This window comes from Paenibacillus sp. J31P316, assembly GCF_056269105.1.
Window position 1 is genome coordinate 214,420 of sequence record NZ_JBWDNI010000008.1, and the last position, 25,099, is coordinate 239,518.

Here is a 25,099-nt window from a genome sequence, read left to right on the forward strand (position 1 = left end):
TTCGTCTCCTCGTAATGGTCTAGTAGGTTGCCGTAACGCTTCGCGCGCCCGGCTCTTCATCTTCACGATCTCTCCTCGTAATGACGAATTGCACGCGCAGCCCGCCGAGCTCGCTCCGGGAAACATGCAGTCCATGCGCATCGCCGTAGGTCAGCCGCAGCCTCCGGCTGACGTTCAAGATCCCTGTCGTCTCTTGCGCCGGATGAGATCGCTGCAAATTCTGCATGAGCTGAAACAATCCGTCATCCTCCAGCCGTTCCCCGTTATCCTCCACGATCACGTTGAGCTCCGTCGGATGAGACTTGAAGCGAATATCGAGTCGTCCTCCGTCAACCTTTTCTTCCAAGCCGTGCTTATAGGCATTTTCCAGCAGCGGCTGCAGAATAAGCCGCGGAACAAGCACCTCTCTCCATTCCGCCGGCAGCGGGTCGCATGAGGCGTCGATGGCGCCGGAGAACCGCATATTCTGGATTTCCAGATAGGACAAGGCGTGGCCGAGCTCGGCTTCCAGCGAGACCTCCTCCGAGCCGCTGCGGGTGATGAATTTGAAATATTCGCCCAGGCTGTCGAGCATCCGCAGCGACAGCTCTTCTTCCCCTCTGCGCACCAACCCTTTCACGATGAAGAAGCTGTTATAGAGAAAATGGGGGTTGATCTGGGATTGCAGCTGCTTCAGCTCCGAACGCTGGGAAAGGATCTGCTGCTCGTACACCTCCCGGATCAGGACGCGGATGCGGCCGACCATCTGGTTGAACTGGCTGTACAGATAATGAAACTCGTCGAAGTTGCGGTGCTCGACCTTGACGCCCAAATCGCCTTTCTCCACTTTGCGGAATGCGCTTACCAAGAGGCGCAGCGGTCGATGAATAAAGCGGAAAATCGAGAACGAGAACAAGGCGACGACAGCCAGGGAACAGATGGACAACAGCCAGAGCCAGTCCCTGTAACGGGTCAACGGCGCCAGCATTTTCTCCATCGGCACGTACAGAACAAGGTAGGAATCCACGACCGAGGAGTATTCGTACATGGCAAAATAAGATTGCCCGTCTACGCGGATCTTTCCGTTCCCGAGTTGTTTCTTCTCCGCATTCGCCTTGCTGATCAGCTTGGCGAGTTCGGGCCGGAACTTCCCGATCTCGCCGCTCGAGACATGCCAATTCTGATTCGCGTTCATCAGGATGGCCGTGCCGCCCGTCGTTTTGACGATGCCGGAGAGCATGTTCTCCATCCTGGCGCCGGACAATTCGATCTCGAGCGCGATGACGGGAAGCTTGCCTGGCCTTACCACGCCCGGGTAGAGCTGACTGATGAGCAAACGGCTTTGGAAATTGAAAATGACCGATTTCATGTTGGCCGGATCCAGGATCGCCTTCATCTCTTCACGGGGGATCTGGTCATTCAGATTGCTCGCGATAATGCTGCGATCGAGCAGCGGAATATAGACTTTGACGTCTTCCACCAGCGGGGTCGACATCTTCAACAAATTCAGCTTGTTCTTGGCGCTAAGAATCGCCTGCACCCGTTCATAGTTGTTCATCAAATTAGCCGACGTCGCCAGCCTTTGGAAATCATTGTCGTTGGCGTACTCGGCCTTCAGCGTAATTAGCCGCGTAATTTCCGTATCGATGGAGGTTAAGTAGAAATGGACCTGCGATTCCATCGCCGTCGATAACTGCGACTCTACCAGACTCTGACCGGAATGATTCATTCGAAAGCTCAAAATGTAAATCGGAACGATGACGAGCAAGAAGGCCATGACCAGCTTGGGGTAGATCGTAAGCGACCGGTACGTCCAGTGTCCTTTCATCCGTGCGAACCTCCATCTAGCGATTGGGAATTCTATCTATCCCTTTAGATTAGCGCAACGCTCGCGCTGCGGCTACTCACTAGTTTGCAGACGAGACTCTCTTCTTTTGACTTTTGGCCGCAGCATGCATTCGCCGACAACGAGAAACAAAAAAAAGCCTGCTACAGTCGAGTAGCTAGGCCTTTGTTTGAATTACAACACATATTTCAATTCGGCTATGATGGCATCTATAGAGGAATGTTTGGGTTGGTAGCCGATGCTATCCGATTTCTTGTTCAGCGAATAGTAATTTGATTTCAAGCCTGTTACGGACATAATTTCGGTTTCCTTTTCAATCGTTACTCGCAATCCATACTTGGTTTTGAAAAATTCAAGCATCTGGAACTTGCTTATGGGCTCTACGCTATACACGTCGAAAACATCGTTAATGGTGCGGATATAAATGCATCTTTCGATTAATTCGACTAAATCTTCGGGGTGTATATAATCTCTCACCATGTCATTGCTGCCTGTAATAAACGCTTGATTGCGTTTGAGACTATTCACGATATCACTTAGGAAATAAGGCATTTTCAAATCCATGTATCTGCTGAAAAAACCAAATACCCTTAAGTCTACGATATTGGATTTGGAAAATGAACGATGCTTGGCTTCCGTGTTGATTTTTGAAATGGTATAGTAATCCGTTGAAGAAATGTTGTTGATGTTGATCATGGCCGTTTTATTTTGATCTGCGGGCGTATTGAAATTCGAACCGTAAGCAATGCCGCTGCTGAAATTGATATATAAGGTTTTGGGGCTGATTTCGATCGCCCTTAAGGCCAAATTATCGAATTCCTCCGTCAATTTGAAAATGTCTCCGCCGATTTTTTTCAATTTGGAAGGATCGCCAACGCCCACGCAGTTAATGACGGCATCGTAGTTCAGACTCAAGAAGGCATCAAACGAATGAATCGCTATTCCATCGCTATCGGCGATCTCAGTCTTCAGGAATGAACGGAGCAGTTCCTGGTTTCTGGCAAATAGAAATAATTCGTAATTCGCGTTTTTGCATAAACCCGCGATGATGTTTTTTGCGATATGTCCCGTGGCTCCCAGGATGGCAATTGTAATTTTGTTCATCTTCTCCCGGTTCTCCTTCCCGATGAATAGTCACTATCTTAATTGCGAAAGACTCACGGCAACTTCCAAAATAAGATCTTCTTGGCCTGCGACTACTTTTCTTCTGCCCAATTCAAAATAAATATCTTTAGGATCCAGATTGTATTGTTTTGCAATCCGCTCGACGGGTTTGGCGAATCCCGAAAACACCCCCGCTAGTCCGCTCACAATGCTGGATGAATGAATGGATGGTATTTTGACGAAGTTTTCCTCCGCAACGTCGGAAGCATCCAATAATTTGTATAAATCAATTCCGGTGTCATACCCCATTTGATGCAGGACGGCGACTAAAACTTCTAACTGCGCGTTTCCTGCCCCTGCTCCGAACCCTTTCATCGTGCCGTCTACGATCGAGGCGCCTTCTTCGATTGCGGTCAAGGAATTGGCTACAGCCATGCCCAAATTATTGTGAGCATGAAAGCCGACAGGAATAGCCAAACTGCCTACCAATGTTTTGATTCTCTCTCTTACGTTCACGGGTAGATAGGCTCCCGCAGAGTCCATCATAATGATTCCATGCGCGCCATAGCTCATCATTTTCTTCGCTTCATCCAGCAATATGGAAGCCGGCGCCATATGAGACATCATGAGAACGCCATAGACGACCCGCTCCCTCTTGCGACAGTATTCAATATGCCTCTGCGTGATATCCGCTTCCGTACAATGGGCTGCAACCCGTATGACATCTACGCCGATATCGATCGCACGGCTTAAATCTCTATTGATCGTGGCAAACCCCGGGATGACATGTATGCCTAGCTTCGTGTTCTTCAGATTCACTCTGCACACTTCTAACATGTGCTGATCGGAAACCAGACTCTCCCCTAATTGCAATGACGAGGCGCCAAGTCCGTTCCCATGCCCGACCTCGACGATTGGAATCGACGCTTCTTCTGCCATTTTGGTATAGGCGCTAATTTGCTCGACGGTTAATCGATGATGAATGGCATGGGATCCGTCTCTTAAGGTAGGGTCGCTGATTAAAATAGGCCTCATACCTTAGACACCCGCCTTATCGATTCTGTTCTTCGCGTATTCTTCCGCAATGGCAATGGCCGCGCAATTGATAATGTCTAAATTACCGGCATACGTGGGTAAATAATCGCCTAAGCCCTGTACTTTGATCATGACGACGATTCTGCCGTTCTCCATCGTAGGGGGGACAATCAGTTGATAGCCGGGTACGATTCTTTGGATGGAGGCGATCATTTCGTTCACCGACGACAACAAGGCATCCATGTCCGGATGATCGACTAACGCAAAAATGGTCGTTTGCATATCGATACACGGATGGGCCGGGTTTAAATTGAGGATCGTTTTGGCTCTGGAACATCCCGAAAAGTGTTTGATTGCCGCTTCTGTCGTCTCGATATATTCATCGAGGTTTATCCGTGTTGCGGGTCCGGCGCTCTTGGAAGAGATACTCGATACCACTTCGATATAATCGACGGCCTTCTGCGATTGACCGATCGCATAGGCAATCGGTAACGCTGCTTGTCCGCCGCAAGTAATCATATTCACATTGTCGAGCTCCAGGCACGCTTGCAAATTGATGGCCGGTACGCACATCTCGCCGATATTGGACGGCGTCATATCGATGACGAATTTCCCCAGTCGCCTCAGTATGGGGGCATGATCCGTATGACTCGATGACGAGGTCGCGTCGACGACGATATCGCATAAGGAGGGGTTCATCCGAATGGCATCGATGCTTGTATCATACGTTGGAATGCCTAAACTTCTGGCCTTCAGCATTCCCGGGGAATTCGCATTTCTGCCTATGAACATCGTACATGCCAGATAGGGGGATCTCAGAATCTTGATCAGCAGATCCGTGCCTATATGGCCGCTTCCCAAGATGGCTACGTTTACTTTCTTCATAGGTCTCTCTCCGAAACCGAGTTGGAATGGTATTCCTCTCTTGATAAGAATGGAAACATATCGTCGTAAGGCATGGAAATCATGGTTCCGTCGTCTAACTTCTTGGATGAAACCCTTGGTATCAATAATTGATCGGGAGGCGTAATGACCTCACAAATCATGGATCCCTGATAAGCAAATAATTGCTCCAATTTCGAGTCTAGCTCATCGAGGCTGGCTATTCTCATATATCCGAGTCCAAATGTATCGGCTACCTTGTCAAATGGCGCGAAGCTGACGCCGGTCGAAGGACTTTCCCCGATCAGTCTTCCATCCATGAAGTTATTTTGCGTGTGCCGCATCAACAAGTAGCCATTATTGCTGAATAAAACGAACTTGATCGGCAGCTTGTAGTGATGAATGGTTTGCAGCTCCTGAAGATTCATCTGGAAAGAACCGTCTCCGGTGATGCAATACACCTCTTGATGGTTCGAAGCTGCGGATACGCCTACGGCCGCAGGAGAATACCCCATTGTAGATAATCCGCCGGTGATAATGTGCCTTTGCCCGAATTTCACCTTGAACGCTTGCGCATGAACGTGGAAGCATGAGCCCGTATCGACTACAAACACGCTTGTCGGCGAAGCTTGATCCGAGAATCTGGAAACAAACCGATAGGAGTTGATGCCATTGCGATCATCGTCGTACTCGGCAAGGTCAACGGGATACTTCTGTTTCCACGTCCGGGTTTGGTTGATCCACGCTCTTCTGTTTTCCAACCGCTCAGGCAAGGCTTCCGTTAGCGTCTTGAAGAATGCTCCGGCGTCTGCTTGAATCGATAAGTCAGCCGCAACCGAAGGTTTATGGATTTCTTTCTCGTCGATATCCACATAAATTTTATAGGCTTTGCTCGCAAAATCTTGAAAATCGTACCCTACCAAGCCGATGCCGAGTCTACAACCGACCGTGATCAGCAGATCGCAATTTTGAATCGTGAAATTAGCCGCGCGGTCCCCGTAGGTGCCTGGCCTGCCCACGAATAATGCATGGTGATGGTCGATTAAGTCCATGCCTAATCTCGAGGTTAATACAGGTATTTGCGTTTTCTCTACAAATTCATGAAGCTTGTCAATCGCATTCGATAATCGTACGCCCGCGCCAACCAATAGACATGGTCTTCTGCTTGCTGCTATGGCTTTCTTAGTTAGATTAAGCTGTTGTTCGGTCATTCGTGCCGTTATCCCCTGCTCTGGGGTATATCCTTCAAAGTCATCCGGATCAAATAACGCCCCCTGGATGTCGACTGGAACTTCAAGATATACAGGTCCGACTCGATTCGACTTTGCCAAATGTATGCATTTCTCGACTTCATATTTCACTTTCGATAGATCATCGAGCATGACGGCATATTTGGTTATGTAAGCGAACATGGGCAGCGAGTCGAATCCTTGCAAAGGAAATTGTCGAGGTCCCTTGATTTTAGCTAAGGATACCTTCGAGTTTCCCGCCACGATCACCATAGGGGAGGAGTCGATAAAAGCACCGGCAACGCCGGTTATGGAGTTTAAGGCGCCAGGTCCGGCAGTAACGTAAGCGACGCCTAGCCGATTGGTATATCTTCCGTACGCCTCCGCCGCCATTGCCGCTGCTTGCTCATGATGACAAGAAATATGGGTTTGCTCCTTGTGTTGATAGAGGGCATCCGTTAGATGCATGATCATGCCGCCCGTCACAAGAAAAACGTGCTCGCCGCCTGCTTCGTACAGCGCGTTCGTAATAAAATCAGCCACTCGCATCTTCATAATGCCCCTCCCTAACGTATGCCGATCAATCCTGTTATGGATCGCTTCATGAAGCGAATACGGAGTCGAGATTTTAGCTTATACCTGCAGAACTTTGTCCTAATTATCTTATTATGGAAGCAGCTCAGATATGATTCGAAGACAAAAAGCAGGCTCAAGATGGCGATATCCGGCCACAATGAACCTGCTTTTGTAAGTTTTCGGAATGCATTACAGGGCAATGCTAACCAACTTGAATGATATTAATCGTCGCACCTGGCGGCGATAGAATGACTGTAGCCAGCAATCCAAAGATTTGGAGAATTATCGTCGCACCGGCAGGAACGGTAATAATAAAGTCAGCCAAGAAAAGAGGCGTGCTCAGTGTCGGCGTAACAACTGAAGCCGGCACCGAAGCTCCATTCAACAGTATCCTGGATTGCGCTAATAAAGCAACCGTCGTATTGATTTTATACGAAATATAATATCTTCCCGCATTCGCGAGCGTGAACGTGTCGTTTGCGCCGTTGATCGTGATCCCTGGGCCAATATTTTGATTGTTAGGCAAAGGAACATTAAGTCCGCCTAATACGACCAAAAGCGTTCCCGATGTATTTTCAGCGAAGGCCGATGCGTTCGTAACGTTTACGCCAGTTGCACCCGTTGCTCCTGTTGGGCCGGTTGGGCTTATTGCTCCCGTTGGGCCGGTTGGACCTGTTGGGCCGGTTACTCCGGTGGCTCCTGTCGGACCGGTTGGGCCGGTTACTCCGGTCGCTCCTGTTGGACCGGTTGGGCCGGTTACTCCAGTCGCTCCTGTTGGACCTGTTGGGCCGGTTGGGCCGGTTACTCCCGTGGCTCCTGTTGGGCCTGTTGGGCCTGTTGCTCCCGTGGCTCCCGTTGGACCAGTTGGGCCTGTTGGACCGGTTACTCCGGTGGCTCCTGTTGGGCCGGTCGGACCGGTTACTCCGGTGGCTCCCGTTGGACCAGTTGGGCCGGTTACTCCAGTGGCTCCTGTTGGACCTGTAGGGCCGGTTGCTCCTGTTGCTCCTGTTGGACCAGTTGGGCCGGTTACTCCAGTGGCTCCAGTCGGACCGGTTGGGCCTGTTGCTCCGGTGGCTCCTGTTGGACCTGTAGGGCCGGTTACTCCAGTGGCTCCGGTTGGGCCGGTCGGACCGGTTACTCCGGTGGCTCCCGTTGGACCAGTTGGGCCGGTTGCTCCTGTTGCTCCTGTTGCTCCTGTTGCTCCTGTTGGACCAGTTGGGCCGGTTACTCCAGTGGCTCCGGTTGGACCGGTCGGGCCGGTTATTCCAGTGGCTCCAGTCGGACCGGTTACTCCCGTTGCTCCTGTGGCTCCAGTCGGGCCGGTTGGACCTGTTGCCCCTGTTGGACCTGTTGCTCCTGTCGGGCCAGTAACTCCAGTTTCTCCTGTTGGGCCAGTCGGGCCTGTTACTCCGGTTACTCCTGTGGCTCCAGTCGGGCCGGTTACACCCGTTGGACCGGTTACTCCAGTGGCTCCTGTTGGGCCAGTCGGGCCGGTTACTCCGGTCGCTCCGGTTGGGCCGGTCGGGCCGGTTACTCCCGTCGGACCTGTTGCTCCTGTCGGGCCGGTTGGGCCGGTTGCTCCTGTTGGACCTGTTGGGCCGGTTGGGCCGGTTGGGCCGGTTGCACCTGTTACTCCCGTTGGGCCGGTTGGGCCGGTTGGGCCTGCTGCCCCTGTTGGGCCTGTTGCCCCTGTTGGGCCAGTTGGGCCTGTTGCCCCTGTTGGGCCAGTCGGGCCTGTTGCTCCTGTTGCTCCTGTTGCTCCCGTTGGACCTGTTGGGCCTGTGGGTCCTGTCGGACCAGTTACACCTGTGGTTCCGGTTGCACCGGTTGGGCCTGTTACTCCCGTTGGGCCAGTTGGACCTGTCGGGCCGGTCGCTCCTGTCGGGCCAGTAACTCCAGTTTCTCCTGTTGGGCCAGTTGCTCCTGTTGCTCCTGTTGGACCTGTTGCTCCTGTCGGGCCGGTTGGGCCGGTAGCTCCTGTTGGACCTGTTGGACCTGTTGGGCCGGTTGCGCCTGTTGCTCCTGTCGGGCCAGTAACTCCAGTCGGGCCTGTTAATCCTGTTGCTCCTGTTGCTCCGGTTGGACCGGTAACTCCCGTCGGGCCGGTTGAGCCAGTAACTCCCGTTTCTCCTGTTGGGCCAGTCGGGCCGGTTGCTCCTGTTGGACCGGTAACTCCCGTCGGACCTGTTGCTCCGGTTGAACCTGTAGCTCCCGTTGGACCTGTTGGGCCTGTTACTCCTGTTGGGCCTGTTGCTCCTGTTGGGCCTGTTGGACCTGTAACTCCCGTTGCACCAGTTGGGCCGGTAGCTCCTGTCGGACCTGTTGCTCCTGTGGCTCCTGTTGGGCCGGTTACTCCTGTTGGGCCAGTTGCTCCGGTTGGGCCGGTTGAGCCAGTAACTCCCGTTTCTCCTGTTGGGCCAGTCGGGCCAGTTGCTCCGGTTGCTCCCGTTGGGCCGGTTACTCCTGTTGCTCCTGTTGGACCTGTAGCTCCCGTTGCACCTGTTGGGCCGGTAGCTCCTGTCGGACCTGTTGCTCCTGTTGCTCCTGTCGGACCTGTTGCTCCTGTTGCTCCTGTTGTGCCTGTTGGGCCGGTTACTCCTGTTGCTCCTGTTGGACCTGTTACACCCGTTGGACCTGTTGGACCTGTTGGTCCGGTGGCTCCTGTCGGACCAGTTACACCTGTGGTTCCGGTTGCACCGGTCGGGCCTGTTACTCCGGTCGGGCCGGTTACTCCTGTTGCTCCTGTTGGACCTGTTACTCCTGTTGCACCGGTAGCTCCCGTCGGACCTGTTGGACCTGTTGCACCTGTCAGACCGGTCGCTCCTGTTACTCCTGTTGCTCCTGTCGGGCCGGTTGCACCTGTTGGACCGGTAACTCCCGTTGGACCTGTTGGGCCGGTAGCTCCTGTCGGGCCAGTAACTCCAGTTGCTCCTGTTGGGCCTGTTACTCCAGTAACTCCAGTCGGGCCGGTTGCTCCTGTTGCACCGGTAACTCCCGTTAGACCAGTTGGACCTGTCGGGCCGGTCGCTCCTGTCGGGCCAGTAACTCCAGTTGCTCCTGTTGGGCCAGTCGGGCCTGTTGCTCCCGTTGAGCCTGTTGGGCCGGTTGGGCCGGTTACTCCCGTTGCTCCTGTCGGGCCAGTTGCTCCAGTTTCTCCTGTTGGGCCAGTCGGGCCGGTTGCTCCGGTGGCTCCGGTTGGACCTGTTGGGCCGGTTACTCCAGTTGCTCCAGTCGGGCCTGTTGCTCCGGTTGCGCCTGTTGCTCCTGTTGCTCCAGTCGGGCCGGTTGCGCCTGTTGCACCTGTTGGACCGGTAACTCCTGTTGCTCCTGTTGGACCTGTAGCTCCCGTTGCACCTGTTGGGCCGGTAGCTCCTGTCGGACCTGTTGCTCCTGTTGCTCCTGTTGTGCCTGTTGGGCCGGTTACTCCTGTTGCTCCTGTTGGACCTGTTGCTCCTGTTGCTCCTGTTGCTCCCGTTGGGCCAGTTGGGCCAGTTGGACCTGTCGGGCCGGTCGCTCCTGTCGGGCCAGTAACTCCCGTTTCTCCTGTTGGGCCGGTCAGACCGGTTACTCCTGTGGCTCCTGTTGGACCTGTTACACCCGTTGGACCTGTTGGACCTGTTGGTCCGGTGGCTCCTGTCGGACCAGTTACACCTGTGGTTCCGGTTGCACCGGTCGGGCCTGTTACTCCGGTCGGGCCGGTTACTCCTGTTACTCCTGTTGGACCTGTTACTCCTGTTGCACCGGTAGCTCCCGTCGGACCTGTTGGACCTGTTGCACCTGTCAGACCGGTCGCTCCTGTTACTCCTGTTGCTCCTGTCGGGCCTGTTGCTCCGGTGGCTCCTGTCGGGCCAGTAACTCCAGTTTCTCCTGTTGGGCCAGTCGGGCCTGTTGCTCCGGTGGCTCCTGTTGGGCCGGTTGGGCCGGTTACTCCCGTTGCTCCTGTCGGGCCTGTTGCTCCGGTGGCTCCTGTCGGGCCAGTAACTCCAGTTTCTCCTGTTGGGCCAGTCGGGCCTGTTGCTCCCGTTGAGCCTGTTGGGCCGGTTGGGCCGGTTACTCCTGTTGCTCCTGTCGGGCCAGTTGCTCCGGTTGCTCCTGTCGGGCCAGTTGCTCCTGTTGCTCCCGTTGGGCCGGTTAATCCTGTGGCTCCTGTTGGACCGGTTGGGCCTGTTGGACCGGTTGGGCCTGTTGGGCCGGTTACTCCTGTTGGGCCTGTTGCTCCTGTTGGACCTGTAACTCCCGTTTCTCCTGTTGGGCCGGTTGAGCCAGTAACTCCCGTTTCTCCTGTTGGGCCAGTCGGGCCTGTTGCTCCTGTTGGGCCTGTCGGGCCGGTTACTCCCGTTGCTCCTGTTGGGCCTGTTAGGCCGGTTACTCCGGTCGCTCCCGTTGGGCCGGTCGGACCTGTTGCACCTGTTGGACCCGTTACTCCTGTCGGACCTGTTGAGCCGGTTGGGCCGGTTACTCCGGTTACTCCTGTTGCTCCGGTGGCTCCTGTTGCTCCCGTCGGTCCTGTTGCACCAGTTGCTCCCGTCGGTCCTGTTGCACCTGTCTGGCCTGTTGCTCCTGTTGGACCGGAAACTCCCGTCGGACCTGTTGCTCCGGTTGAACCTGTATCTCCCGTTGGACCTGTTGGGCCGGTGGCTCCTGTTGCTCCTGTCGGGCCTGTTGCTCCTGTTGCTCCTGTTGGGCCAGTCAGACCAGTTGCTCCCGTCGGGCCAGTGGCACCAGTTGGACCTGTAGCCCCCGTTACTCCCGTCGGTCCAGTTGCACCTGTCGGGCCGGTTGCTCCAGTCGAGCCTGTCGGACCGGTCGGACCGGTTACTCCTGTAGCTCCAGTCGGGCCTGTTGCTCCCGTCAGACCTGTTGGACCGGTAACTCCCGTCAAACCTGTGGCTCCTGTTGCACCTGTTGGGCCGGTAACTCCTGTCGGACCCGTAGCGCCAGTAACTCCAGTAACTCCAGTTGCTCCCGTTGCACCAGTAGCTCCGGTTGCTCCCGTCGGTCCTGTTTGACCTGTTACTCCTGTGGCTCCGGTTGCACCGGTAGGACCTGTTACTCCAGTTTCTCCAGTCGGGCCGGTCGCACCTGTTACACCTGTCGGGCCGGTTGGACCGGTAACTCCTGTTGGGCCTGTTGGACCGGTTGCACCTGTGGCTCCTGTCGGGCCTGTTGCTCCCGTCAGACCTGTTGGACCGGTAACTCCCGTCGGACCTGTGGCTCCTATTGCTCCTGTTGCTCCTGTTTGACCTGTTACTCCTGTGGCTCCGGTTGCACCGGTAGGACCTGTTACTCCAGTTTCTCCTGTCGGACCGGTCGGACCGGTTACTCCTGTAGCCCCTGTCGGACCTGTTGCCCCTATCGAACCTGTAGCTCCGGTTAACCCCGTCGGACCGGTGACTCCTGTAACTCCAGTTACTCCCGTCGGACCTGTAACTCCTGTAGCTCCTGTAGCTCCTGTAGCTCCTGTAGCTCCCGTGACTCCTGTTACTCCCGTTACTCCCGTCGGCCCCGTAACTCCTGTAGCTCCTGTAGCTCCTGTAGCTCCTGTAACTCCCGTAAGCCCCGTTACTCCCGTAGCTCCCGTCAACCCTGTAACTCCTGCAACTCCCGTCGCACCAGTAGCGCCCGTCGCTCCCATAACTCCTGTTACGCCCGTCGCTCCTTTTGCTCCCATAGCTCCAGTCGGACCTCTTGCACCCGTAGCTCCAGTCGCTCCTCTTGCTCCCGTAGCTCCAGTCGCACCTCTAGCACCAGTAGCCCCAGTCAGACCAGCAGCTCTCTTCGGTCCCGTCGGACCCGTCGCTCCCGTTACTCCGGTTGTTCCCGGATCTCCCGTAGCACCTGTTGCTCCCGTCTGCCCTTGTTCGCCCGTGGTTCCTTTCAACCCGCGCGGACCTCGCTTGCAACTTCCTTTCTTGGTACATTTCTTATGGCATGTACAACGTACTTCATGGCACACCAAACACATTTTATGTGGTTTTTTCCTTTTTTTCTGTTTATGAGGACCCTTTGGCGACTTGTTGACTGGTTTCTTTTTTTTACGAGGGTTGTTTCCTGGACATGTGGTTTTAGTTGTTTTTCGATTCTTGTTCGATTTCGCTTTCTTTAGCGAACAGAAAACAGTCAACGTCTGTCACCTCCATACCCATAAAGTATGAGGATAAACGTTGACTGGGATGGACGGATTACTCGATGAAAAAAAAGAAATCAGTTAACTCCCAACTTGTTCTGGTAATAATTCCGATTAAACAGCATGCTCGGATGATTCGGATAATACGACAAGGCTTTCTCATTATGCGCATTCGCTTGCTCAAACTGTCCTAAGCGGTCGTAACAAATGCACAACTGCAAGTGAGGCAGCCAAGTCGAGTGAAAATGATTGACCTCGGCCATCGTATTCGCGTCGTGCTCCTGATTCACGGCAGCCGTAAACCAAAAGATCGCGTTGTCGTACTGCTTCTCTTCCAGAAAATAGCCAGCAAGCGCACAGCAAAATTCCGCCCTCGGTCTATCGTAGGCGAGCGTCCTGCACATCGATTCGACCTGTTTCTCCCTCTGGCCCAGCCGTCCAAAACAATCGGCGATCCGCATGCAGGCTTGGATATTATCTTCCACCCATCCTTCTTTACTGCTCAGAAACTTTTCGTAATACAGCATGGCCTTGCGATATTGACTGTGATCGCGCAGCTCATTTGCAAAATAATATAAATCTCTTGGCGCGAACGGTTCACCGGCCTGCTCTTTCTTTAAGTAGATTTGCAAGTGAAGGTCAGTAGGCCTTTCACGCTTACTAGGTGTAATGCCCACGTTGCTGTGCTGTATGTTGCCCGAGACAGCCAGATATTCATGAACCGCGCCCATCCATGGAAAGCTGCGGTCCCTGCGGACTAATCGGTGCCGCCGCTGACTGGTAGCTACGTTCCCGGACGTATCGAAAGCGAGGTAATCGTTCATGGTCACGCTATCCACATCCATGCCAAGCGTTTTTTTCAGTCTGATGAACAGCTGCCGGTCTTTCTCCTGCATATGTTCATCGGCATCCAGCCAGAGGATATATTTTTTGGTGGCCTGGCTGAAGGCATAGTTGCGAGCTGCCGAGAAATCATCCGTCCATTCGAAATCAAAAATCCGGTCCGTGAAGGATGCGGCAATTTCCTTCGTGCGGTCGGTTGATCCCATGTCCACGATTACAAGCTCGTCTGCAATTCCCTTGACGGATGATAAACAATTAGCCAGTCCGTCCTCTTCATTCCGAACGATCATGCACAGACTAACGGTAATCATCGTTGAGCTTCCCTCCCCCTCTTCCGATTCGTCCGGCATTGGAAATCCCGCCGCTCTGCGGAACAGGCAGCGATCGTTGGCCAGAGAGACGCGATCCTCGCTGCCATCCATTGAAAATTTCAGGCTAGCTAGCTTTCTAAGCAGCTCCGCATCGAACCGTTCATCTTGCTGCAGCCAACCGACATACTCTTGCGTTGCTTGATCGAAGGCATATCGGCAAGGACCTTCAAGTTCATCCGGTCCGTCATAACGAAATACACGAGAGGTATAGTTGTTCGCGATCTCGATCGTCCGATCGTCCGAGCCCAGATCGACAATAATGATCTCCTCCGCATCATCCAGGATGGAGACCAACGATTGCGCTAACGTTTGCCCGGCATTTTTGGCAACCATGCAGAAACTGACGGTACGCGCGGGTTTATAAATAATCTGATGGATTTCATTGCCCCACTTTTCCGATGCTTTCTGACGATTTTGCTGCATGAGCGAAGCGAGATTCATTTCTGCCAGATGATGCATCGTCGCATGGCCGAAATGGTGGATATAAGAATCATGAACGACCCGCAGCAAGTATCCGGCTCGCAGCGCGCGCAGACATAGATCGTCGTCTTCATAGTTTCCGAGCCGATAACGTTCATCGAAGCCGCCGATCTCGTCCAGCAAGCTTCTCTTCGCTAATAAACAGAAACCGACCAAACGGCGCACATCGGTGTAACAACCTGCATTCTCTTGGCAATGATTCCTCGAGAATCGTTCAAGTCCGCTTACATCGCTCATATCGCTATAGGTAACCGGAATGCATTGATGTCCGCTGGAGTAATTCGTTACGGGACCGACCATTCCGACTCTTTCGTTCTCGTACAACACGCGCAGCATATTTTCTAACCAGTGTTCCGTCACGATCGTATCGTTATTGAGAAAGAGGATGTTTTCCCCCGTTGCAAGCGCCATGCCTTGGTTGCAGCCTATGGCAAAACCAAGATTCTCGTTGTTCTCCAGAATGATCGCGTCGGGCTGCATCCTTAAATAAGCCACCGTGTCGTCCGTGGACGCGTTATCGACGACGATGAGTTCATAATCCTTCGTATGCTGCCTGATGCTATGCAAACACCTTTCCGTTAACGATAGTTGATTATGCGTCAGAATCACGATGCTGGTTGTCATTTGTCCACCTCGATACGAAATGCCCTGCCGCTCTCATGTCATTCACGTCACGATACGCCGTCACCGGGTTCCGGGAGAGGCTCTATCAGCATCTCGGCCGCTAATTGTTCGCGCGTTAACAAGGGAGACATATCTTCAATCGGACGATTAACGGCAAGCTTGGGAATTACATTGGTCAGAACGTCCAAATGGATCTCGACTAGAAAACAACCTTTTGCTTCCAACGCCATGTCGATCTTGGCTGCGGCTTCTTCATAGCGCTCCACTTTCAGAGCAGGAATGCCGTAAGCAGCCGCCACTTTCACGAAATCGGGGCAGCCGTACCCTTGAACCGAAGATTGCTGACGACCTTCGAAATAGAGATCTTGGAATTGCCTCACCATGCCCAAATGATGATTATTCATGACGAAAATCTTAATCGGAAGCTCCTGGTGAACAATCGTGTGCAGCTCCTGAATATTGACCTGTATGCCGCCGTCACCTGCAATCACGATGACCTGTTTATCCGGGGCCATCATGACGGCTCCGATCGCGGCCGGAAGAGCAAATCCCATGGCTCCCATGCCGCCGGCATTCAGGAGCCGTTGACCTTCGCGCAAGCGAAAGGATTGGCTGGCCCACATTTGATGTTGACCGACATCCAGCACGATAATGTCGCCTTCGCCGCTGCGCGAGGATAACAATTCCATAAAACGGTTAGGATTAATCGCCTCCGATTGGGCCGCAGGTCTCCCGCTCGGATAATTGCGCTTATATCGCAAGATGGTTTCCTGCCATGGCAAGAAGTCCGGAAGGAGCCGTCCGGACAAGGCTTTATTCATATCATTCAAGAATTGCCGGACATCGGCACGAATCGTTAGATCCGCGCGCACGTTCCCGAATCGTTCAACGTCTTCCACATCCACATGAACTTTCTTGGCCGCTCTGGCGAAGGTATCGGGCCGCGTCCCTGTTTGGCGAGAATCCAATCGCGACCCCAAGATGAGCAAGAAATCGCAGTTGGCCAACGCGAGATTACTATAGCGATTTCCGTAGGAACCGATAAGTCCCGTACTCATGGGATGGTCGGCCGGCAGCGCATCTAGACCCATCAACGAGCTGACAACCGGTATTCGGCAGCTCTCCGCCAGCTCGCGGAGTTGTTGGGTTGCGTTCGCCCCTCGAACGCCGCCGCCGACGAGAATCAAGGGGCGTTCCGCTTGTTCAAGCAGCCGAATCGCCAGCTCGATGTCTTCTGCCGCGCACGGCTGAACGTAATCGGCATACCCTTGGTATTCTTCGCTGTCGAAGAAGCTCTCCAGCGTATCCGGCTCAATCTGCGCACGTTGGATATTCATCGGAATATCCAGGAGCACGGGTCCGGGACGGCCATGCTGGGCAATAAACACGGCCTTTTCCAACTCGCGGCGAATTCGCCGCGCATCCGTGATCATATCGGCAAACTTCACGATCGGTTTCACGATGCTGACAATGTCGGTTTCCTGGAATCCGATTTGCCGGACGGGTTGATCGAATTTATATTCATACGTATTCACCTGTCCGGTAATGAACAGGCAAGGAACGGAGTCGAAATAGCAGCTCCCGATACCCGTAAGCAGATTAAGCGCACCGGGTCCGCTCGTACCCATGGCCACGCCAAGCTTCCCGTTTATCCGGCTGTACCCTTCTGCGGCGAAAGCAGCGGCTTGCTCGTGATGGACGGAAACGCAGCTCATATCCGCTCTGTCCAAGGTGGAGTCGAGTAAATGAACGATCGCCCCGCCCGTCATTTCGAAGATATGCGCGACGCCTTGTTTGCTTATGAAGTCGATCACGTAATCGGATAACTTCACCCGAATCCCCTCCACGGCTAGTTGTCCTGCTTAGCCCTTGCTGCATGCGTGTAGGCCTCTAATTGCTTCAAGCATTCCGTCTTCATATCCGCTTGCTGCCGATAGGCTTGGAACCATTCGACCGTCTTTTCCAGCGCCGTCTTCACGTCCCAAACCGGCTGCCAGCCTAAGCTTCGCCTGGCTTTCGAGCTATCCAAACTAAGATTGACCGCTTCATGGGGAGGGCTCCCCTGAGCCAATTCATAGAAATCATTTTCTCCCCAAAGCGTTCCGATCGTCTTAACCAACCAACCCACGCTTCTCACGCTATCGTCCATCGGTCCGAAATTCCATGCCTCCCCGAATTCCGTCCCGCGCTCTGCCATCTTTTGCGCTAACAGCAAATAACCTTGCAGCGGTTCGAGTACATGCTGCCAAGGGCGAATAGCGACAGGATTGCGTATGTTCAGCTTCTTGCCCGTTAATAAAGCCCGCATGCTGTCGGGCACGATTCGATCTTCCGACCAATCGCCTCCGCCGATCACATTGCCGGCTCTTGCCGTGGCAACGCTAAGTCCGTGCGCCGCATAATCCTTCGGATTAAAATAGCTGTTTCGAAAAGACGACGTGACGAGCTCCGAACACGCCTTGCTATTGGAATACGGGTCAAAACCGCCCAGCCTGTCGATTTCACGGTAACCCCAGGACCATTCGTGATTTTCATAACACTTGTCTGTCGTTACATTAACGATGGCTTTAATACCCGCTCCATCCCCGACAGCCATGCGCACCGCATCGAGGAGATTTACGGTGCCAAGCACGTTGACCTCGAACGTCTCTACGGGATTGCGGTACGAATAGCCAACGAGGGGTTGAGCGGCCATGTGGAAGATCACCTCGGGCCGCGTATCTTGAATGGTTCTCAGCAATAAGGTTCGATCTCGAATATCGGCCGTAACCGAGCGCACCGAAGAATCAAGTCTGCATAAGGCATGCAAATTCGGCGTGTTTGCGGGCTCCAACGCATAACCGGTCACGTCGGCGCCCAGAGACTGCAGCCACAGGCTGAGCCAGCTGCCTTTGAAGCCCGTATTTCCGGTAATCAACACTTTCTTCCCTGACCAGAAGCCGCTACTCGGCATCGTTTCTCATCCGTTCCTATTCCAGGTCGCTTTTCCCGTCTTCCACAGATCCTCCAGATAGTTTTTGTCCCGAAGGGTATCCATGGGATGCCAAAATCCCTTATGATGGAACGCCATCAACTCCCCGGATCTTGCCAGAGACTCCAGCGGTTCCTTCTCCCATACCGTTGCATCGCCTTCGATAAAGTCGAATACGTCGGGCTGCAATACGAAATAACCGCCGTTCACCCATCCGCCGTCCCCTTGCGGCTTCTCCTCGAACCCCAGCACCTGACTCTCGCCGGAAACGTTCAGCGCTCCGAATCGTCCGGTCGGCTGCGTCGCGGTCAGCGTCGCTATTCTCCCATGCGAATGATGGAAATCAACCAGCTTTCCGATGTCCAGATCCGAGAGTCCATCCCCGTAAGTAAGCATGAAGGGCTCATTCTCCACGTATTTCTGGATTCTCTTCAGTCTTCCGCCTGTCATCGTTTCTTGACCGGTATCGACCAACGTCACTTTCCAAGGGTCCAGGTAGCGGTTATGCACCGTCACCTTATTCGTTTCGCTCCCGAAGTCGAACGTCACATCGGATCCGTACAAATAATAATGCGCGAAATATTCTTTGATCACGTTTCCCTTATAACCGAGGCAAATAATGAACTCTCTAAAGTCGTACTGCGAGTAACTGTTCATGATATGCCAGAGGATCGGCTTGTCGCCGATTTCTATCATCGGTTTCGGTTTCAAATGCGTTTCTTCGCTGATTCTCGTTCCATAACCGCCGGCCAGAATGACGACTTTCATGATGAAGAACCCCTTTTCAAAAGCGTATGAAAAACATCCGCAACGTACTGCAGCATTTCCGGGGTCAGTCCTGGATACACGCCGATCCAAAACGTTTGGTTCATAATCCGGTCCGTGTTCCGCAGCGTACCGACGATTCGGCAGGCGATGTCTCGGTAAGCGGGCTGACGAAGCACGTTCCCGGCGAATAGCAATCGGGTACCGATACGATGCTTCTCCAGTTCTTGAACAAGTTGATTGCGGGATAAAGGCGCCTCTTCGCGCAGCGTGATCGGAAAGCCAAACCAGCTCGGATGGCTTCCCTCGGTGGCCTCCGGCAGAATGAGCACGTCATCCAACGGTTTTAACGCTGCCTTCAAGAAGGTGAAATTCTGCTTGCGCATGGCAATGAACGCGTCAAGCTTCTTCAATTGCGCGACGCCGATGGCCGCTTGCATGTCGGTTACCTTCAAGTTGTAACCAATATGGCTGTACGTATATTTATGATCGTAGCCCTGCGGAAGGTCGCCATGCTGCCATTCGAACCTTTTGCCGCACGAGTTATCCTTGCCGGGATCGCACCAGCAATCCCTTCCCCAGTCCCGAAACGATGCTACGATCTTTCTCAGTTTCGGCGACGAGGTCAGCACGGCCCCTCCCTCGCCCATCGTGATGTGATGCGCCGGGTAGAAGCTGACTGTCGCGAGATCCCCGAATGCGCCGACGCGTTTCCCTTGATACATCGTCCCGACGGCATCGCACGTATCTTCGATCAGCCACAAGCCGTACTGATCGGCAATTCGTTTGACTTCGTCGACGCGAAAGGCATTTCCGAGCGTATGCGCGATGATAATCGCTTTCGTCTTGCTGCCGATCGCGGCTTCCAGGAGCGCAGTATCTATATTGTACGTAGGAATATCCACATCCAAGAAGACGGGAACCAGGCCGTATTGAATAATCGGATTCACCGTTGTTGGGAACCCGGCAGCTACGGTAATCACTTCATCTCCGGGTCGAAGCCTGCGCTCCCCGAGCTCAGGAGAAGTAAGCGCTGCGATTGCCAGGAGATTAGCGCTGGAACCGGAGTTGGTCAGGAGCGCATACCTGCAGTTCATGAATGCGGCGAATTCACGCTCGAACTTCAGCGCGTATCGGCCTGTCGTCAAGTGGAAATCGAGGGACGCATCGACGACGTGCGCGACCTCTTCTTGATCGAATACCTTGCCGCTGACGGGAACGTAATCAACCCCAGGCCGAAAAGCCTTCGGAGACCACTTCTCCGCATAGAATGCGGCTGTTAAGGCTAAAATTTGTTTTCTTAGCTCTTGCTCGGACGAATTCATCGCTGTTGAATCCCCCTGCCCCTGCATAGCTGCATGAATAAATCCCGCCTATTGCACATAGCGATATGCCCATTTATTAACTATATGCAGGGCTTCGCAAATGTTTAATCCATTCCCGGCGCCTAGGAAAGTTCGATCACCCATCGCCTGTTATGAATACGATGCTCTAAGCGATGAAGAAGGGGGCTTTAGATCACGATGTACGTCTCTCCTGAATTAGCCGCTCGATTTCAGAAGTTCGGGAATGATGCGCATGTTCAATGCGGAGGCACCTTCGATCATCCTGAGCGAATAGCCATTGGAAACGGCGTACTTATGCGCGCTCCCTACGCGTTACATGTCGCAGCCTCCGGGCATGGAGGGCCCGCCATCCTTCTGGGCGACGGGTGCCAGATCAATCCTGGACTGACGATTTCCGCCAAGAACAAAGTGATACTGGACCGAAACGTACTGATCGGTCCCCATGTGCGTATCAGCGATCACATGGACATGGACGCGATTCACACAATAGGAGCTCCTATTCCAAACCATTGCGAATACGCGGAAGTAGGGGAAGTTCATATTGGCGAGGGTGCGTGGATCGGTGCAAATGCGGCATTGCTGGGTGCGGTGCGGATCGGCGTGGGAAGCGTCGTTAAACCGAACAGCGTGGTGACGAGAGACGTTCCCGATTATTGCGTCGTGGCAGGAACCCCTGCTGCGATCGTTCAACTCTATGAACCGTCTTCCGGAAGCTGGATTCGCGTCTCGGGCGATGAGCATGCGAATGCGCTGCTTGCCGCTCGCCGTTGCCATCCCCTGCTTTCGATATGCATTCCTACATTTAATCGCGCTCCCCATCTAGAACACTGCCTGCAAACCATCTACGAGCAGATCGGAAACAATGAATTGATCGAAGTCATCGTGTCCGACAACGCTTCTACCGATGCAACGGAAGAAGTAGCGACTCGCTACGCTTCGCGTTATTCCAATATGAGATACGTGCGCAACGAAGTGAATATCGGAGGAGATCCGAACATATTCCGCGTTATGAATTTGGCGAAAGGGAAATTCGTCAAATTGCAAGGCGACGATGATTTCTACGTGGATGGAACCTTGCACCCCCTGCTTCATGTTCTGCACGGCCACGGCGATTGCGGCGTCATTCAAATCTTCGTCAGAAACGGGGACGGCAGAATATGGACCGGGTCCGGAATGAGCGCTTACCTGGATGCAACTTCGATCTACGCCACCTTCATCACCTCCATCATCCTGCGGCGTGAAGATCTGATGAGAATAGAAGAGCCAGCGTTATTTCTCGACTCATGGTTCAATCAGCTTTACCTCCAATATGCGATTCTGGAGCATAACCCCAAATTCTGCGTAATGAACAGCTGCATGTTCACGTACGCAGGCAATTCTTCCAATGCTTATAATTTTGGCGAAATCGTTTTCCGAAGCTATCAATCGATCCTTCGACATTTCATAGGAAGGGGATTGACGATCGACGATCTCAGGAAAGAGAAGAAGCGCACGCTCTATGAATACGCCATTCCGTGGTTCAGACAGATCGTCTTGACGAACATGGTCGCCGATACGAAGGGATTCGAAGACATCTATACCGAGCTTTATCATGACGAGCCTTATTATGAGGACGGATTGGCCATTATGGCTGCTATTCGTTAAGAGGAACCCAATAAACAAAGAGGAGCATATGCATGTCGGTGTCCATAGATTCGCAAACGGCTGCTACCTTCTATCGCTATGGCGAGGCATCTCACCTTGACGCCAGCGGGCAATTCACGCATCCGGAAGAAATATCCATCGGCAGCGGCGTGTCGATCCGGGGCTATCATTGGTTGAACAGCATGGCTGCAGGGATAGGAGCAACGCCGAAAATCATTATCGGAGATGGCTGCACCTGCGAACAGGGGCTCATTATCGCGGCTTCGAATCGGATTGAGCTTGAACGCAATGTAATCATTGAACCGCGCGTATATATTTCGGATACGGATCATGAATACCGCCAAGTCGGAAGACCCGTGACGGCGCAACCGCTCCTTGATTCTTCGGATGAGGTCTATATCGAAGAAGGCGTCCGCATCGGTGCGGGCTCCGTCATTGTCGGTCCGATCCGGATCGGTCGAGGAAGTATCGTGCAGCCAGGAAGCGTAGTCGAATCGGATGTACCGGAGCAATGCGTGGTAAGCGGGGCGCCGGCGCAAATCATGCAGATCTACGAACCTGCTTTGGACAGATGGGTCGATGTTGGCCGTAAAATAGATCCGATTCCTAACCGATTGAGCCCGAAGCAGCCCCCTCCGCTGCTCTCGATCTGCATTCCAACTTACAATCGCGCTGCTAATTTGGACCGCTGCTTGCATGCGATATTCACCCAATTAAAGGCGGATGCATCGGTTGAAGTGCTTGTATCGGACAATGCCTCCACGGACGATACGCCTGAAGTCATTAGGCGTTATGCAGCTCGGTATCCCTGCTTGAAATATTCCCGTAATCGCGAGAATACGGGGGCGGACCGTAATATTTATCACGTCATGCGCTTGGCGCAAGGATCGTTCATCAAGCTGCAAGGCGACGACGATTATTTGGTGGACGACTCGCTGATGCCTCTTATTGATATCGTGAAGGAACAACGCGACTGCGGGATTATTCATATTCATACCTACAACGATGACCGCCGCGTGTACACGGCCGAAGGCGCGCCGGCATTTCTCGCCGCGTCGACGATCATGTCCACGTTCATTTCGGGCATGATTTTACGAAGAGCGGATCTGGAGCTAGTCGAGCAGCCCGACCTGTTCCTCGATTCCGCCTTCAATCAAATGTATCTTCAATATGCCATCTTGATGAAGAATCCTAAATTTTGCGTCGTGAATTGGAGCATGTTTCAATTCGAAGGCAATCAACCGAGCGGTTACAATTTCGGCGAGGTGGTATTTCGCAGCTACCAGTCGATTTTAAGGTATTTTATTGGTAAGGGCCTGACGGAAGACAACCTGCGCGAGGAGAAAAGCCGGTCTCTCTTCCACTTTATCCTCCCTTGGTATAGAGGCATTATCGCCAATCGTTTCCGAACGGATATCGAACGTTTCGAGGATATCTTCAGCGAACATTATCATGACGAGCCCTATTATGAGCAAACGTTAAGCGAGATCCGTGCCATAACAGCCGCTGTACACGAATAAATTACCTTTGCTTGATCAAAGCCGAGGTACCCTGCTGGGGTAATGACCATATTGTAATAGAACATCCACCTGCTGAGGAGTGAAAGAATTGATCGAACTAAGCTTGGAAACCGCAAAATACTTGCTTGCCGTCGCGGAGCAGAAAGCCCGGCAAATGGGCTTGGCAAGCGATATCGCAATCGTTGACGAAGGAGCGAACCTCATCGCTTTCCACCGTATGGACGGCGCCAGAATTGCCGGTATCGACATCTCGCAGAATAAGGCTTGGACCAGCGTAGCCATGCAGATGCCGACAGCCAACCTTGCGCAATCGGCGCTCCCCGGCGCGCCTTCGTTCGGTATCAATACGACCAACCATGGCAGAATCGTCATTTTGGGCGGAGGCATCCCTTTCGTCCGTGACAAAAAAGTCATCGGCGGCATCGGCGTAAGCGGAGGCACGAGCGCTCAGGACATTGAAGTGGCCAATGCCGCCGTAGTAGCCTTCAATAGTCTGCCTTCAGCTGGAGAAGCATCGGCATCGTCCGCTCCTCTTCTGCCAACTCGCGGATAATCATCAGCACCTCGCGTACTGGCCCGGGATCGGCATGCATTCCAATTGTTGGATAATCTTAATTTTAAGGAACCTTTTTAAGGAAAGGCACGTCTAGGGGTACGTAACAGCAAGACACTACTCCATGAGGTGAATACAAATGAAGAAACCGTTTAAGATGATCGCCCTGTCCACCGCCGCAGCCGCTATGCTATTCGGATTTGCCGGGCCACAAATCACATCCGCCGCTTCCCTGAAGGATTACGATAAAGCACCAGGTAACAGCCCGATAGCCGTTATGCTTCAGAGCAACCTGAATGCAGGAGATTCGTCCTGGTACACTCAATTTGCGCACAATTTCGCTTGGTACGTTCATCTTACCGCGGGACTCAAGGATCCGCATCACCAGATCACGCGCGAACAATTCACTTCCCGTCTCGTAAATGAGATGGAAGCACTAGGCAAGCTGCCGTTGATCAAGCCGGTCGTCGTCGAGATTAAAGATCTGGATAGTATCTCGCCCGAATACGCCGCTTCCATCCAACGCGCCTTGTCCTATGACCTCGTAAAATTGGATGCCGACGGGAAATTCAATCCGAAATCCGTCATTACGAGAGCCGACGCAGACTCGGAAATCCGCAATGCGCAAAATTACTTGAAAGCCCACTCTTCGCCGATCGACGCGGGCAAGGCGATCACCGCGGAGCAGGCCGTTCAGTTGATCAAGCAAGTCGTCGGACCGCAAGCGTCTCTGCAAATCAAGATCGATCCAGACGCTGTCGTCACTCGCGAGTCGTTCACGTACCTGCTGGTGCATACGCTCCAATCCAGCGGTCAACTGCCGATGATTAATGTCGTTCCTGTCAACGTGAACGATGAATCCGAGATGGATATCTCTAACTCGGGCGCCGTTCAAACGGCGCTGGCGCTTGGCTTCATCGGCTTGGATCAAGCCGGTAACTTTCATCCGAAAACCCAACTGACCCTAGTCGATGCCACCGAAATCGCAGCCAAAGCGACCGCCTACTTGAAGGCTCACCCGGCATCGCCTGTCGACAGCGCGCTGTAATCGTTCTGCATCGGTAACTGAGCGCAATCAAAAAAAGCCCTTCCTCCGTCTGATCTGCACCCCTTATAGTGGACATTGGAAAAACACCCTAGTGTTTAAACCGATGAAAACTATAGGGGGTGCTTTTCGTTATGAAAAAACAGGGAGAAAATCATC

At 53.3% G+C, this 25,099-nt stretch carries 15 protein-coding genes; 4 read left to right on the forward strand and 11 right to left on the reverse strand.

The window, feature by feature from the left end; translation table 11 throughout:
• Positions 1-19: 19 nt before the first annotated feature.
• From AC0YNU_RS22175 to rfbH, 11 genes are all read right to left on the reverse strand, one after another.
• Positions 20-1,807, reverse strand: a complete 1,788-nt coding sequence (locus AC0YNU_RS22175; protein ID WP_475760693.1) for a sensor histidine kinase — start codon at positions 1,805-1,807, stop codon at positions 20-22.
• 192 nt (positions 1,808-1,999) lie between these two features.
• Entirely contained in the window at positions 2,000-2,929 is a 930-nt protein-coding gene (locus tag AC0YNU_RS22180) for an NAD-dependent epimerase/dehydratase family protein (RefSeq protein WP_475760695.1), read from the reverse strand.
• A 33-nt stretch (positions 2,930-2,962) separates the two neighbouring features.
• Complete coding sequence (dmpG, locus tag AC0YNU_RS22185) at positions 2,963-3,964, reverse strand: 4-hydroxy-2-oxovalerate aldolase (protein ID WP_475760696.1); 1,002 nt, start codon at positions 3,962-3,964, stop codon at positions 2,963-2,965.
• A 3-nt stretch (positions 3,965-3,967) separates the two neighbouring features.
• On the reverse strand, positions 3,968-4,849 hold the full coding sequence (locus AC0YNU_RS22190) for an acetaldehyde dehydrogenase (acetylating) (RefSeq protein ID WP_475760698.1): 882 nt from the start codon (positions 4,847-4,849) through the stop codon (positions 3,968-3,970).
• The gene (locus AC0YNU_RS22195; protein WP_475760700.1) at positions 4,846-6,630 is read right to left on the reverse strand and encodes a thiamine pyrophosphate-binding protein; all 1,785 of its coding nucleotides are present in this window, start codon (positions 6,628-6,630) and stop codon (positions 4,846-4,848) included. The genes AC0YNU_RS22190 and AC0YNU_RS22195 overlap by 4 nt, the downstream gene beginning before the upstream one ends.
• 223 nt (positions 6,631-6,853) lie before the next feature.
• Positions 6,854-12,322, reverse strand: a complete 5,469-nt coding sequence (locus AC0YNU_RS22200) for a beta strand repeat-containing protein (protein ID WP_475760728.1) — start codon at positions 12,320-12,322, stop codon at positions 6,854-6,856.
• A gap of 533 nt (positions 12,323-12,855) precedes the next feature.
• Positions 12,856-15,096, reverse strand: coding sequence for a glycosyltransferase (locus AC0YNU_RS22205; RefSeq protein ID WP_475760702.1), 2,241 nt, complete (start codon positions 15,094-15,096; stop codon positions 12,856-12,858).
• Between the two features lie 47 nt (positions 15,097-15,143).
• The gene (locus tag AC0YNU_RS22210; RefSeq protein ID WP_475760704.1) at positions 15,144-16,928 is read right to left on the reverse strand and encodes a thiamine pyrophosphate-binding protein; all 1,785 of its coding nucleotides are present in this window, start codon (positions 16,926-16,928) and stop codon (positions 15,144-15,146) included.
• A gap of 17 nt (positions 16,929-16,945) precedes the next feature.
• Positions 16,946-18,049 (reverse strand): CDP-glucose 4,6-dehydratase, encoded by a 1,104-nt coding sequence (gene rfbG / locus AC0YNU_RS22215; protein ID WP_475760706.1) that lies wholly within the window; start codon positions 18,047-18,049, stop codon positions 16,946-16,948.
• 6 nt (positions 18,050-18,055) lie between these two features.
• On the reverse strand, positions 18,056-18,835 hold the full coding sequence (gene rfbF / locus AC0YNU_RS22220; protein ID WP_475760708.1) for a glucose-1-phosphate cytidylyltransferase: 780 nt from the start codon (positions 18,833-18,835) through the stop codon (positions 18,056-18,058).
• Entirely contained in the window at positions 18,832-20,157 is a 1,326-nt protein-coding gene (gene rfbH / locus AC0YNU_RS22225) for a lipopolysaccharide biosynthesis protein RfbH (protein WP_475760710.1), read from the reverse strand. Before rfbH ends, rfbF begins: the two co-directional genes overlap by 4 nt.
• A gap of 198 nt (positions 20,158-20,355) precedes the next feature.
• Here rfbH and AC0YNU_RS22230 point away from each other — a divergent pair, with 198 nt between their 5' ends.
• The 4 genes from AC0YNU_RS22230 to AC0YNU_RS22245 all read left to right on the forward strand — a co-directional run bounded on the left by AC0YNU_RS22230 (position 20,356) and on the right by AC0YNU_RS22245 (position 24,943).
• Complete coding sequence (locus AC0YNU_RS22230; protein ID WP_475760712.1) at positions 20,356-21,822, forward strand: glycosyltransferase; 1,467 nt, start codon at positions 20,356-20,358, stop codon at positions 21,820-21,822.
• A gap of 32 nt (positions 21,823-21,854) precedes the next feature.
• A complete protein-coding gene (locus AC0YNU_RS22235; protein WP_475760714.1) occupies positions 21,855-23,342 on the forward strand; it encodes a glycosyltransferase in 1,488 nt (495 codons plus the stop codon).
• A gap of 88 nt (positions 23,343-23,430) precedes the next feature.
• Positions 23,431-23,895: a GlcG/HbpS family heme-binding protein gene (locus tag AC0YNU_RS22240; RefSeq protein WP_475760716.1), complete on the forward strand. Its 465-nt coding sequence runs from the start codon at positions 23,431-23,433 to the stop codon at positions 23,893-23,895.
• A 139-nt stretch (positions 23,896-24,034) separates the two neighbouring features.
• Positions 24,035-24,943 (forward strand): S-layer homology domain-containing protein, encoded by a 909-nt coding sequence (locus AC0YNU_RS22245; RefSeq protein ID WP_475760718.1) that lies wholly within the window; start codon positions 24,035-24,037, stop codon positions 24,941-24,943.
• Positions 24,944-25,099: the final 156 nt, after the last annotated feature.

Bases quoted from the DNA above. Each gene is read 5' to 3' on its own strand.
- AC0YNU_RS22175 (WP_475760693.1), bottom strand. From the start codon at position 1,807: ATGAAAGGACACTGGACGTACCGGTCGCTTACGATCTACCCCAAGCTG.
- AC0YNU_RS22180 (WP_475760695.1), bottom strand. From the start codon at position 2,929: ATGAACAAAATTACAATTGCCATCCTGGGAGCCACGGGACATATCGCA.
- dmpG (WP_475760696.1), bottom strand. From the start codon at position 3,964: ATGAGGCCTATTTTAATCAGCGACCCTACCTTAAGAGACGGATCCCAT.
- AC0YNU_RS22190 (WP_475760698.1), bottom strand. From the start codon at position 4,849: ATGAAGAAAGTAAACGTAGCCATCTTGGGAAGCGGCCATATAGGCACG.
- AC0YNU_RS22195 (WP_475760700.1), bottom strand. From the start codon at position 6,630: ATGAAGATGCGAGTGGCTGATTTTATTACGAACGCGCTGTACGAAGCA.
- AC0YNU_RS22200 (WP_475760728.1), bottom strand. From the start codon at position 12,322: ATGGGAGCAAAAGGAGCGACGGGCGTAACAGGAGTTATGGGAGCGACG.
- AC0YNU_RS22205 (WP_475760702.1), bottom strand. From the start codon at position 15,096: ATGACAACCAGCATCGTGATTCTGACGCATAATCAACTATCGTTAACG.
- rfbG (WP_475760706.1), bottom strand. From the start codon at position 18,049: ATGCCGAGTAGCGGCTTCTGGTCAGGGAAGAAAGTGTTGATTACCGGA.
- rfbF (WP_475760708.1), bottom strand. From the start codon at position 18,835: ATGAAAGTCGTCATTCTGGCCGGCGGTTATGGAACGAGAATCAGCGAA.
- rfbH (WP_475760710.1), bottom strand. From the start codon at position 20,157: ATGAATTCGTCCGAGCAAGAGCTAAGAAAACAAATTTTAGCCTTAACA.
- AC0YNU_RS22230 (WP_475760712.1), top strand. From the start codon at position 20,356: ATGTACGTCTCTCCTGAATTAGCCGCTCGATTTCAGAAGTTCGGGAAT.
- AC0YNU_RS22235 (WP_475760714.1), top strand. From the start codon at position 21,855: ATGTCGGTGTCCATAGATTCGCAAACGGCTGCTACCTTCTATCGCTAT.
- AC0YNU_RS22245 (WP_475760718.1), top strand. From the start codon at position 24,035: ATGAAGAAACCGTTTAAGATGATCGCCCTGTCCACCGCCGCAGCCGCT.